General features: G+C 42.8%; 9 protein-coding genes. 3 read left to right on the forward strand and 6 right to left on the reverse strand.

The features are described 5' to 3' along the window. Positions 1–357: 357 nt before the first annotated feature. On the reverse strand, positions 358–912 hold the full coding sequence (locus V7K89_RS23625; protein ID WP_335191473.1) for a hemerythrin HHE cation-binding protein: 555 nt from the start codon (positions 910–912) through the stop codon (positions 358–360). A gap of 442 nt (positions 913–1,354) precedes the next feature. On the opposite strand from V7K89_RS23625, the gene V7K89_RS23630 reads away from it, so the two are divergent. The 3 genes from V7K89_RS23630 (at position 1,355) to V7K89_RS23640 (ending at position 3,473) form a co-directional block, all read left to right on the forward strand. Continuing rightward, positions 1,355–1,711, forward strand: coding sequence for a hypothetical protein (locus tag V7K89_RS23630; protein WP_335086187.1), 357 nt, complete (start codon positions 1,355–1,357; stop codon positions 1,709–1,711). A gap of 103 nt (positions 1,712–1,814) precedes the next feature. Next, a complete protein-coding gene (locus V7K89_RS23635; protein ID WP_335191527.1) occupies positions 1,815–2,837 on the forward strand; it encodes a spore photoproduct lyase family protein in 1,023 nt (340 codons plus the stop codon). A gap of 390 nt (positions 2,838–3,227) precedes the next feature. Then, the gene (locus V7K89_RS23640; RefSeq protein WP_335191475.1) at positions 3,228–3,473 is read left to right on the forward strand and encodes a hypothetical protein; all 246 of its coding nucleotides are present in this window, start codon (positions 3,228–3,230) and stop codon (positions 3,471–3,473) included. Between the two features lie 153 nt (positions 3,474–3,626). Here the strand turns inward: V7K89_RS23640 and V7K89_RS23645 are convergent, their stop codons facing one another. The 5 genes from V7K89_RS23645 to xseA form a co-directional block, all read right to left on the reverse strand. Further along, entirely contained in the window at positions 3,627–6,992 is a 3,366-nt protein-coding gene (locus tag V7K89_RS23645) for a response regulator (protein ID WP_335191477.1), read from the reverse strand. 1,006 nt (positions 6,993–7,998) lie between these two features. Further along, on the reverse strand, positions 7,999–8,472 hold the full coding sequence (locus V7K89_RS23650) for a response regulator (protein WP_335191479.1): 474 nt from the start codon (positions 8,470–8,472) through the stop codon (positions 7,999–8,001). After that, complete coding sequence (locus tag V7K89_RS23655) at positions 8,469–10,727, reverse strand: ATP-binding protein (RefSeq protein ID WP_335191481.1); 2,259 nt, start codon at positions 10,725–10,727, stop codon at positions 8,469–8,471. Before V7K89_RS23655 ends, V7K89_RS23650 begins: the two co-directional genes overlap by 4 nt. A gap of 291 nt (positions 10,728–11,018) precedes the next feature. After that, positions 11,019–11,246, reverse strand: coding sequence for an exodeoxyribonuclease VII small subunit (gene xseB, locus V7K89_RS23660; RefSeq protein ID WP_335191484.1), 228 nt, complete (start codon positions 11,244–11,246; stop codon positions 11,019–11,021). Continuing rightward, positions 11,239–12,546: an exodeoxyribonuclease VII large subunit gene (gene xseA, locus V7K89_RS23665; RefSeq protein ID WP_335191487.1), complete on the reverse strand. Its 1,308-nt coding sequence runs from the start codon at positions 12,544–12,546 to the stop codon at positions 11,239–11,241. The genes xseB and xseA overlap by 8 nt, the downstream gene beginning before the upstream one ends. Positions 12,547–12,563 lie beyond the last annotated feature (17 nt).

The following is a 12,563-nucleotide window of genomic DNA, read 5'->3' on the forward strand; positions in this document are numbered from 1 at the left end:
GTGTGGAGTGTAGTGACTTCGCGCCAGCGTTGCATAGCAAAGAAGTTTATTAATATTTACACTTGTTTTTAATTTTCTTGATTTTTTCCTACACCCACTTAGCCACTCCCTACACCCTGTCCTAACTAGGTTTCACGTTTACAAGCGTACTATTCACTACTGTTACAATCATGCTCACTATGAAAAAAGCTGTTGCGTAATTAAAGGTTTCAGTTGGCAAATTTGAGATCCCCTTAATTGGGATCATTGTTTTGAGTTAAAGATAATTCACTCTTGAAAAGTATGCTTCAATGTAGCATAAATCATCTGAATCTATCACCCTGCCATGAATGACGCGCCCTCTGCTACTCATTGCTACTAGTTTACCGCGCTGCTTACAGCACCCTTAAGGGCTGCAATTCCCTGTTCAATGCTAGCCCACAGACCCATGTCAGGTTCCTTACCAGCTATCTCTCGCGTTCCAACGAAGTAAAGAACGCCTTTAAGAATCTCTTGGTGAGCACGATTTTCAAAATTAACTCGGTTGAGCGGTTCCATCAAATCTTGAAGGTCATCATTCAAGGATTGGGCAACCTTGTGTAGAACCAGCCCGGTCATTGTCTGTTGATGCTTTAGCAACTCAAGCTGTAAGTACTTGTCATACAGAGTTAGCTCGGAACCGCTCATCATTTGGCTTACCTTCTGAGCATGTTGTTGAGTAATGTCGCGAGGTTCTGCTGCGTTGCCGTATCTAGAAATAACTGCTTCGATGACGCCGAGATTTTCGCGATCGCTGTTTATCATTCCTTCGAGACGCTGGCAAATCGTATTGTCGTCCGTCTGTGCTATTAACTTTTGCTCACTTTCCAACAGAACATTCTGAAAAAGCTTTAGATCAGCAAGCTTAGTCGCTATATTTGTCACATCGGCCATGATTATTAACTCCAGACTACAGGTTTTATCGGTTATGACAAGTAAACTCACTTTTTCCATATTCTCGTGAGGTTTGAGTAAGTCCGTCCCTCCTCAGAAAGATTTTTACCGATCAAATTCGTCGTTCATCTGGTTGTGTTTGTGCAAATCACAGCACTTTGGAGAAAACGTGGTTATGAAGCTGCTTTTATTGCAAAATTGAATTATTCAGAAGCTTCTGTTGCAGCAGAAACTTAGACCTGGCTGAAATTTGCTGTCAAATGTAGTTATTTAGACGAAGTTAAGAGGTATACCTAATGTTCAGGAGCAGCCTCACATAAAATTGGTATAAGCAAATATAACTACTACTTTTAATTGGGTATAACCCGTATGGTTTATGGTTTTAAGTCACTTTTGGAGATTTTATAATATAAATAAGATTTAAAAATTCGGCTTCAACTATATGAAAATACTTTCATCAGAGCTAGTCCATTTAGGATTTGGAAAATATGTGCGTTCTGACCAAGTTACAGCAGTTATCCCAATAGAAGAAGAACGAGGTCCTGGGCGACGAACCTTTGTTCACATTCAAGGGCAAAGCGATCCAATTATCGCCTCTCGTGCTGAAGATACCATTGTGCGTGATTTAGTACAGGAGCCACGCGAAGTTACCCAAGCACGTCAGCAGCAAGAAATTCTTCAAGATTTATTGGTAAATTTAGCTAATGTTAATTCGACTGTGCGTAGAATTAACCGTGATGAAGGCACTTTGGATCTTGACTTGTTAGAGCGACGAATTAAGCAAGTCCTTGAAAATTAATTGCACAAATCAGCAAACTAAATAACGGAGAAAGATATTGCTGAATACAATTACAGACCAGGTTTCAGTATCAGATACACAAATAAGATCACCAAGATTGTGGATACCTGAACGGGTACTGTTTACACCTGCTGCCTTAAATGAGGTTTGGGGGCAGCAGATTCTTACACGTGTACAGTCACTTAACTTACCAATCGAAGAACTATCACAGAATCGTCTCAAGGGACTGCGCGGTGAGTCCGAGCGGGATACTTACAACATCGCCAAGCGTACTTTAGCAGTGGTTACTGCACCACCCAGTTCTTTTAAACTGAGTCCCATTCCACCTTCTGCGGATTGGCAGTTTCACATTGCTGAAGGTTGTCTGGCTCATTGTCAATACTGCTACTTAGCTGGTAGCTTGTCAGGGCCACCTGTCATCCGTGTTTTTGCTAACTTACCGCAGATATTAGAGAACTTAGCTAACTACGAGCAACCAGGTAAAAACACGAGTTTTGAAGTTAGCTGTTACACAGATCCATTGGGTATTGAGCATCTAACTGGAAGTCTGGCTGAATGTATCCGTTACTTCGGCACTCGTAATAATGCACATTTACGTTGGGTATCGAAATTTGATGCTGTCGATGGGTTACTCGACTTACCACACAATGGGTATACGCGTTGTCGGATGAGTGTTAATGCAGCACCGATTTCTGGCAAGTTTGAAGGTGGCACAGCATCCGTAACATCCAGACTGAATGCATTGCGACGGTTAGCGCTACCATTAGAGCGTGGCGGTGGTGGTTATCCAGTAGGCTTAGTTATTGCGCCAATTATGCCGATAGACGATTGGCAGATGCACTATAGTTCTTTGTTTGACCAGATAAACGAGGCACTGGATTTTGAGTGTAACCTCACTTTTGAACTAATCTCGCATCGGTTTACAGCAGGATCAAAAGAAGTTTTACGAACTTGGTATCCGCAATCAAAATTAGAGATGGATGAGGCAAAACGCAGTGTCAAGCGTAATAAGTTTGGCGGAACTAAGTACGTTTACGACAAGCACACAATGAAGGCGTTGCGTTGCTTTTTTGAGACGGAGATTAGTAGGCGCTTTTCAAATGCAGAAATTCTTTATTGGACTTAACAGGCTACTTTGCTTAAATACAGTTTGAGCAAATTAATTATTGGATAATAGAGGAATCGCATAATATATCAATAAATGCAATCGTTTTCACTTTCTTTAAACACTCTGCGACATCGATCAAACTGACGAGAGTTAGCTCAATCGCTCTACAGATTTACTTAAAACATCTTTAAGTCAGTGAAATCAGCTTCCAAGGAATTATATGCTACCGAATGTTAGGCGTAGGCGTAGCCCGCCGTAGGCATCGCGGACTGTGTTGAAGTGTCTGATGCCAAACTCAAAAAACTGCAAGTCAGTTACCTCATACAAATGAGTGGAGATCAAGCGTAGAAACCTATTCTCTAGAAAAGTTTAGGGGAGCAAATTTTTATTTAAATCATGGTATCGACTATGTATTCTGTTATTCTTTTGACTAATTCTGGCGAATTACCTTATACTTTTTACTATCCCTTCCAATCTGAAGCTCAAAAAATTGTAGATAAAATTAATACTTTCATTAGTAATTCTCAAGAGGAATTGGTTACTGTCACTCAAGACAGATCCATTTCTCTCAATTTAGCTGCCGCTATTTGTTTTATATTTGGTATATTTGGTTTAGGTCTTACTCTTTACTCATATATTTCTACCCTGCCCTAATTGAATCAAGAAATCTTCTCCTATAGCTAACTCAGTTGCTTCAAAGAGCGATCGCCCCATCTTTCTTGTCTCACCACCGCAGCTCAATTGCTTTGACGATAGATTCTGATGCTTGCTCACCTTGCACCAGTTACAATTTATTTTCAAAAAGGGTTAAAGCGAATTATTGTAGAGGATAGGATGGTTTAGTTTATTCTGTGCGAGTGCCACCACAGCTTGAACTAACTCTTCTGGATCGAGGGGCTTGGTAACGTGCCGTTGATAGCCACTGCTTATAGCTCGCTGGTAATCCTCAATTCTGGCGTATGCAGTCAAAGCGATCGCGGGAATCTTTCCTCCTTTTTCAGCGGTTAAAGCACGGATCTGTTTGATCAGAGAATAGCCATCGATCTCAGGCATCCCAATATCACTGACTAAGACATCGGGTTTAAAGGACTCCAAGTTTGCTAATACTTCTGTCGCAGAGGCAACAGTCAGCACTTTTGCTCCGTATTGAGCAAGCAATACTGTTAATAGCTCACGAGCATCGGGATCGTCATCGACTGTGAGAACTCGAATCCCTGTGAGTTCGAGTGCTTGTTGTGGCAACTCATCTGGCTGGTTGATTTCCGGTTCCGCATTCAGCAGTGGCAACTGGACTGTAAAGGTGGCTCCCAAGCCTTCACCAGGACTATCAGCCTTGATGGTGCCGCCGTGCGCCTCAACTAACTGCCGGACGATCGCCAACCCCAATCCTAACCCCCCATACTTGCGAGTAATTGAGACATCTTCCTGACGGAATGATTCAAAAATATACGGGAGAAAGTCTGGATTAATGCCTTTGCCAGTGTCACTAACAATAATCTGTGCCCGATCGCCAACTCGCTCTAGCCTGGTTTCTACTCGTCCTCCCTTGGGGGTAAACTTGATAGCATTGGAAAGTAAATTCCAAACGATCTGTTGAAGGCGGTTGGAATCTCCAGAGACTTGCCCTATATTCGGCAGTACTGAATGCAACACAATTGACTTGGAAAGGGCTGCTGTATTTACCGTGTCGATTGCAGATTCAATCACAAATGCCAAATTTACAGGAGTTGCATCTATGCTGAGTTTGCCGCGCAGAATCTTGGCTATATCGAGCAAGTCATCAATCAGTTGAGTTTGCAGTTTCGCATTGCGTTCAATGGTGGCTAAAGCTTCAGCTGTTTTGGTTTCACTAAATTTGCGGGTTTGTAGCAGTTTTGTCCAGCCGAGAATGGGGTTGAGAGGCGATCGCAATTCATGGGAGAGAATTGCCAGAAACTCATCTTTGATACGATTGGCGCGTTCGGCTTCGGCTCTGGCTGCTTGCTCCAATTTCAACAAGCGATCGCGTTCGATTTCAGCTTGTTTGCGAGCAGTGATATCCTGCACGTTACCTACCATCCGTACTGCATTGCCCGTAGCATTATAAAAAACCTGACCTCTAGCCGCTAACCAGCGAATGCCATCAGGATGTAGAATGCGGTAATCATCTTCATAGTACTCTTGCTGTTGCTGGATGGTGTGACTGACTATTTCATTGGCTGAGGTGCGATCATCTGGGTGCAGGTGGCTTAACCACAGTTCATAGCTGATTTCCTCTATGGTTGGGTCAAGCCCGAACAGATTGTAGTACTCTTCAGATACATGTATACTTTTGTGGGTAATGTCCCAGTCCCATAGTCCCAATCCCGTAGCTTTGTACGCCAATTTCAACCGGGCTTCGCTCTCCTGCAAGAGGAGTTCTATCTTTTTGCGATCAGTGATGTCTCGCGAAATCAATAAGATTCGTTCCAACTGCCCGAAGCCATCCAGAATCGGGCTAACAACCACTTCCCACCATTTTGGAGTACCTTTTGCAGTTGGGCAGTATCCGCGAAAAATGTTGACTTCGCCTGCTTTAGCAGCAGCGAGTGCCTGCTCTGCCTGTTGCCGATAGCTGCCTTCCCAGAAACATAGCCATTCAGTATTGAGACAGGAATTTAAGTCGTCAATTTCCATCAAACACAGTCCACCTGTATTCATGTACAGGAGCCGCCCGTCGAGGCTTAATACCTTGATGCAGTCAGAACTGCTATCTAAAATACGGTTTTTAAATTCTTCACTCTCACGCAGAGCTTCGGCTGACCGTTTGCGTTCGGTGATATCTAAATCGATACCAGCCATCTGAATTGGTTGTCCGTGTTGGTCGTAAAATACCTTGCCCTGGCTCAATGCCCAGCGAATCTTACCATTGCCATATACTACTCGAAATTCAATATCATAGTCTTCTCCGTTGGTGACAGCACGATCAACGGCAGCCAACACGCGATCGCGATCGTCAGCGTGCAATCGCGCGGCAAACATCTCGAATGAGCCGTCAAACTCTCCTGCTTCCAGTCCAAATAAGGCTTCCAGGTTGTCCGACCAGGAAATTGTTCCCGTCTGGATATTCCAGTTCCATGTTCCCATCCGAGAAGCTGATAGTGCCAATTGCAGCCGTTCGTCACTCTGCCGTAATTCTGCTTCTACTCGTCTGCGATCAGTCAGTTCATTCTGTGCCTGCTGATAGAGTTCCGCCTGTCGAATTGCAATGCCAACTTGAATCGCCAGTTCTTTAAGCAAGTCAATCTCTAAGGGTTGCCATCTTTTTGGCGCAGCACAGTTGTGAGCAATTAGCAATCCCCAGAAGTGGTTATCATAAACAATCGGCACGACTAGATTAGCTTTTACTTGATACTGAGCCAACAATTCAACGTGGCATGGGTCAATGCTGCTATCTTGAATATCAAATATTGCTGTTATATAACCCTGACAATAGCGTTGGATATAATTTTCGACAAAGGCGGGATCGTTGCTGACAATTTCTTGTGGATTCGATGCAAGGTATTTCTCAGCAAGGCAGGGATCGTACACAGTGGAGTCAAGGAGTGATCGCCACTCTGTCCCAACCGATTCTGCTACTACTGTCCCATCTCCGTCAGGTTTTAACTGAAAAACCAAGACGCGATCGGTGTGCAGAAATTCTCGCACTTCGGTTACAGTTGTTTGAAGAATTTCATCTAGATTTAGCGACTGATGAATTTTTTGGGTAATATGTGAAACTACGCGCTCTCGTTCAATACGCTGTTGTAGTTGGGTGTGTAGCCGCACTGTTTCAATTGCCCCATTGACCGCTGTTTGCAGCTTTTCTGGGGTAATTTGCTCTTTGACAAGATAATCTTGTGCGCCCGCTTTGATCGCTTTAACTGCGATCGCTTCGTTGCCCTGCCCAGTGACAACAATTACAGGTAGGCAAGGCTGTTGCATTGAGGGTTGCAATTGTGCTATAAATTCCAGTCCGTCTAGGTCAGGTAGTCGATAATCAAGCAACACAACATCGGGCTGGTGTTGCTGCCAAAGTTTTAGTCCTTGCTGCCCCAGCGTTGCTTCTAAAAATGTATAGGAATATTCGCGATCGCGCAACAAATACCGCCGATAGAGTTCTCGATCTTCTGGCGAATCATCGACAAATAAGAGAGTGCGCTGTTGCTGAGACATCGTGAATTAATTAATCGAGTATGAGTTAACCCACATTTTGCAGGTTGGCATAGAAAAACTGGTATTTTTCAATCAATGCTAAAACCCCTATTATGCCAGTATTTTAACATACTTGATAGACTTTATTTTGTTGCTCTTTTCATCAGCTTTGCATTAACATCGTTCCTTGGTTTTTATGTAGTATATGTTGCTTATAACCTATTTATAATACTTATATCACTTTTGCTAGAGAACAAGCTATAAATATTCATTCAATAATACAAATTATTTATGAAGAGTATATTTGCTTTATTATTTATTAGAGAAATTTATGTAAACATCTTAAAATCCTTTTTCTCTCTACTTCATAAAGCTTACAATCTGAATGATAAGTTTTTACACAACATGATATTAGCTCCAATTATCCATTTTTACCTTAGGCAAACATATAAGCTGAAATTACTGTGGTCAGGTAGTTTTACTTTTTTAACTTCATCGATAATCTGTGACGTGGAAAAAATATTTGCCAAAAATCCAGGGTTTTTGCTGGATACAGAAAACCGAGTTATGATTTTGGATAAAGTTGAGATTAGACCAATAGCAGATTCCAAGCTTTTGGTGCGTTACGCTATTGCTAACATACCCTACGTGGATTTCAAAAATATAATACTAGTCCTATAGCAATAGTACTCTTAGTTAAGGCTAGAAAATAAAAATGTCTAGATTAGTTTTCATTCCTTAACCCAATCTATGAATATTCTTAACCGAGCAATATTGAGTTCTATAGAATTAATAAGCACAAAAAATAACATGATTCTTAGTATTTTTGCTATCAATACAGAAAACTCTGAAAAAGAAATAAGTACTCAACACGTTGTTAGATATCGTGAAAAAATATAAGCTTTTTTTACATATCTACGAAAGCGGTCAATCCACTAAGTTCAGTTAATTTCTTTGTTGGCAAAAACTCAGTTTTCAATATCTAACTGAAAAACGATGAGACAATTGCGCGAACTCTGACTCATGACTAATCCTTTGGATAATCAGGTAGCGTCGTCACTTGAAACCAATATTCCACGAGCATCTGAATATCTCGTTTGAGTTGAGCAAAATTAATTGGCTTAACAATATAACTGTTGACACCATATTGATAACATACTTCGATATCTTTGGGATTGTTAGAGGTAGTAAACACCACCACCGGAATCATCTTCAAGTTGTCATCCTGTTTAATCCGGCGTAACACTTCTCGTCCATCGGTTCCGGGCAGGTTCAAGTCAAGCACAATCAAGCCGGGTCGGGGCGCACTTTCGCGCTCCACATAACTGCCAGTTCGATAAAGAAACGCCAAGGCTTGTTCGCCATTCACACATCGCTGAATGGCGAACGCAATGGCAGAGCGTCCTAGAAATCGTTGCAGTGTCTCAAAGTCTTCGTTGCTATCCTCCACAATTAAAAGTAGTGGCATTTCCTGGATATGGGAGGCTGAAATCTGAGTCATGTATTTGCCTCCGCCGACAGGGTGAAGTAAAAGGTACTGCCTTCAGTGAGGGTAGATTCTACCCAAATTTTACCACCGTGACGTTCGACAATTTTGCGGGCAATGGTTAACCCTACCCCAGTCCCACCGCCAAAGTCATCCCGTCCATGTAAGCGGCGGAAGATTTGAAAGATTTTGTCGAGATACTCTTGGGCGATACCAATGCCGTTATCACGAACATAGAAAATCAAAGAAGTAGAAGCAACTTTTGTTTCTCCATTTCCTTCGATAAAACCAATTTCTACCCATTTTTCAGGTTTATCGTTGTATTTAATGGCGTTGCTAACTAGGTTGGTGAAGAGTTCATTAATCTGAGTGCGATCGCATTGAATGCTCTTAAAAGGTTGAGGAATGCGAAACTCAACTTTGCTCTGCGGTCGGGCAATAGTCAAGGTGGTGATTACCTGCGGGACTAACTCGTTTAAATTCACTGGTTGCCGGATCAGTTCGGCGCGTCCCAACCGGGAGAAATGGAGGAGTGAATTTATCAGGTCTTCCATCCGTTGGGTCAGCCGCACCAGGGTTTGGAGTTTGGCAATTCCTTCGTTATCCAGTACGTCTGCATAGTCCTCCATTAAGAAGTTAGCGTAGTTATGAATGCCCCGCAGCGGTTCTTTCAAGTCATGGGAGGCAACGTATGCGAAAGAATCAAGTTCTTCGTTACTCCGTTGTAATTCAAAATTCATTGATGCCAGTTTGTCCGCTTGCCGCAACACCACGCCGACAACCAGGCTTCGCAGTTCAATAACCGTTTCAACTTCACAGGGTTTCCAGGGTAAGGCAGACCCTTGCACCGTTTCTTGCCATAATTCAAAGGATTTGCGAGGAGACATTTTTAAACTGCCATCTGACAAAACTTCCACAGGCTTGTTGGGGTTGCCACCCCAATTTACAGTTTGAATTATCTCTGGACGAAACCAGAGAATGTAATTGTGATGAACTCTAGAAATTTCCAGGGCTAAAACGCCACTGGCGATCGCTTTATATGACTCGGCAGCAGGGTAATCTTTAATGAGCGATCGCGTCTCAAACAAATTATGAGACAGGTGAGGTTTAATCCAATCAAGTAAGGCGTGAACCTCCTCCTCTGATGGCGTTTTACCCAGTCTAATACACTGGTTGCCACTGCATATTACCGCTCCTGTGGCGCTGGTCAGATTGAGTAATTGAGATTTCAGTTGTACCATCCCATCCAGAAAATACTCAGCTTTAGACAACCCTTCCACAAATTGAGTTTGCAGTGATTTCAATTGCCTTTTATAATCAATGTCTTCACTCGCTTCTTTATTTGCCAGTTCCACAGACATCACCTGTCCAATGAACTCGCAGATAGTGCGGGTATTGTAAGGAACATATTTAGGCGAGGAATGATGACAGGCAATTAATCCCCAAAGCTTTTGATCCTGTATCAGGGAAATAGACATCGAGGCAGTCACGCCCATATTTTTCAGATATTCTAGATGTAACGGAGAAACACTGCGTAACACCGATAAACTCAAATCGAGCGGTTGATTTGTCAACGGATTATTTGCTGGAATTAAGGTAACAGGATGGTAGCTGGCATCTGGAATCAGCCGCAGCCAGTTGACGGTGTATAGGTGTCTGGCTCGCTTGGGAATATCAGAAGGCGGATAGTGTAAATCCAAATAGGGTGTTTCTTGATTAGTGTCTTCAGCAATTACCTTGCCTGCCCCTTCCCGATCAAATCGATAGACCATGACGCGTTCAAAACCAGTGATTCGCCGGACTTCTGTAACCACAATCTGGCACATTTCCAGCAGTGTGGGTGCTTTCTGAATGCAGGTAATGGTTCCTCTTACCTGTTGAGAAAAGTCAAAAAAGTTTGTTTTACCCTTTGTTTTTTTCGGTTCTAATTCCAGAATAATGATATTATTTAAACGATGTATAATGCCATCAAAGTAAATTGATTTATTCAGATATTTCATGGACAGGTTGAGGGGATTAACACTTTCAAAATCCTCTGCCAGACATTGTTGAATCAGCTTAATCTGCTTGACGTCGAGTAAATCTGACAACGACTTGCCCAACAACTCTTCAGGTTGACGACCAACAACTTCTTGGGTGTTGCTGCTCACCTGAAGGATTTCCAGAGTAGGATCTTGCATAACCAGTAAAACCCCGTGAGGCTGGATCAGGTTGGGAATGTGGATTGGTTCGCGATCGCAGTTTGTCAAATCAATGATCTCATTAGTCATTCTCAGTTTCTCAAACTCCTCATTAGAACTTTGGCAGAAATCAGAAATGTTGAATATGTAGTCAAAACGGAGATTTACTAAGTCAAATTATTTCTTTTTAGCTGTTTAGCTTTTTAATTATATTGAACTGACTAATAGAACTTTATCTAAAATATACACATTTTAAATAGATGCTTTAACTATAGCAATCCTAAATCAATTCGTGAGCAACAAGCCCCTGACTTTTCCAATAATTCGGGGATCTGCAGGTTAAAATTTGACTGTTTCAGCTTTAATAGCAGGCTCTAGCTTCTATTCTTGATTTAATGTTTCAATCAACAAATCTACCTGTTGTTGTCGCTGCTGCAAAAAACCTTCGCACTGACGCAAATACTCCACAGCAGTTGCAAATTGGTCAAACACAGCTTCCAATTCCAACTCACCCGCCTCAATGCGAGTAATAATTCCCTCTATCTCAGCAACCTTCGCTTCATAATTCCAACCCTCCTCAGAACTAGAAGCACCCTTACGTTTAATCATTCAACTTTTGGCGTCCTTGGCGTCTTGGCGGTTCGTTCACTTCCACAACCTTCACTTTAACCCCACCCTGCCCTAATTGAATCATTAACTCTTCCCCCACAGCCAACTCCGTTGCCGAACGAGCGATCGTTCCATCTTCTTGCCTCACCACCGCATAACCACGCTGTAACACCGCTTTCGGGTCAAGACTAGCCAACTTTTGCCGCAATAATTCTAAATGCTGCGTTGCTTGCTGCGATCGCCCCGTTATAATTTGTACCAAATGCTGACGCTTCCAAGCTAACTTTTCCACCTCCTGTTGCACTTGCCGATCTAACCGCAAACGTCGCAAACGGTTCCCTAATACTTGCAGTTCATTCTCAGCATTTTCTCTAAAGTCATGTACCGCCTCATGTAAAGCGACAACTCGCTGGCGATGCTCAGTATACAACTCTGAAAGTGCTGGTACAACTCTTTCCGCTGCCGCAGTGGGTGTATGCACACAGACATCTGCAACTAAATCTGCTAAAGATTCATCTCGTTGATGGCCGATACCAGTAATTACAGGAATAGAACAACTAGCAAGCGATCGCACCACTCGTTCATCATTAAAGCAAGCCAACTCTTCCACTGCGCCACCACCCCGCGATAAAATTAGCACTTCGGCGCGTCCATCTCTTTCCACCCGTTCAATTGCTTTAACGATAGATTCTGGCGCTTGCTCACCTTGTACTGTTGCTGGAGAAAATAAAACCTGTAAACCTGGATACCTTTGCTTCAGGGTTTTTTGAATATCACCCCAAGCAGCAGCCGTTGGTGAAGTGACGACAGCGATCGTTTGGGGGTGAGTAGGGAGCGATCGCTTTCTTTGCGCGTCGAACAACCCCTCAGCCAGCAAGCGATTTTTGAGTTGTTGATAGCGCAGTGCCTGTAAACCAACACCAGCAGGTAAAGTCTGCCAAACTGATAACTGATACTCTCCTCGTTGCGGATACAAGCGAATACTGCCCAAAATGATTATCTGCTCACCAGGAACAGGTATCTGAGCGAGTTTTGGCAATTGGCTATTCCATACTACACACTTAATTCCAGCAGTGCGATCGGGATCTTGCAGCGTAAAAAATAACCCACTACGATGGTGGTTAGCACTGGAAACTTCGCCAGTTACCCAAACTTGCCGTAATTGTTTATCTTGCTCTAACAGCAAGCGGATATAGTCAGTTAATCCAGATACTGAAAGCGCTGTATCGAGAATCAGAGAGTCGGAAAGGTCGATCATCAAAGATGCCTGAAAGCATTTGTGCTGGAGAGATTCTAGCATTTTAATCAAAACCAAAG

Source organism: Nostoc sp. (genome assembly GCF_036917515.1).
Lineage (GTDB): Bacteria > Cyanobacteriota > Cyanobacteriia > Cyanobacteriales > Nostocaceae > Nostoc.

What these genes read in the sequence shown, in the direction of transcription:
- V7K89_RS23655 (WP_335191481.1), bottom strand. Translation starts at nt 10,727, where the DNA reads ATGACTAATGAGATCATTGATTTGACAAACTGCGATCGCGAACCAATC.
- V7K89_RS23630 (WP_335086187.1), top strand. Translation starts at nt 1,355, where the DNA reads ATGAAAATACTTTCATCAGAGCTAGTCCATTTAGGATTTGGAAAATAT.
- V7K89_RS23625 (WP_335191473.1), bottom strand. Translation starts at nt 912, where the DNA reads ATGGCCGATGTGACAAATATAGCGACTAAGCTTGCTGATCTAAAGCTT.
- xseB (WP_335191484.1), bottom strand. Translation starts at nt 11,246, where the DNA reads ATGATTAAACGTAAGGGTGCTTCTAGTTCTGAGGAGGGTTGGAATTAT.
- xseA (WP_335191487.1), bottom strand. Translation starts at nt 12,546, where the DNA reads ATGCTAGAATCTCTCCAGCACAAATGCTTTCAGGCATCTTTGATGATC.
- V7K89_RS23650 (WP_335191479.1), bottom strand. Translation starts at nt 8,472, where the DNA reads ATGACTCAGATTTCAGCCTCCCATATCCAGGAAATGCCACTACTTTTA.
- V7K89_RS23645 (WP_335191477.1), bottom strand. Translation starts at nt 6,992, where the DNA reads ATGTCTCAGCAACAGCGCACTCTCTTATTTGTCGATGATTCGCCAGAA.
- V7K89_RS23640 (WP_335191475.1), top strand. Translation starts at nt 3,228, where the DNA reads ATGTATTCTGTTATTCTTTTGACTAATTCTGGCGAATTACCTTATACT.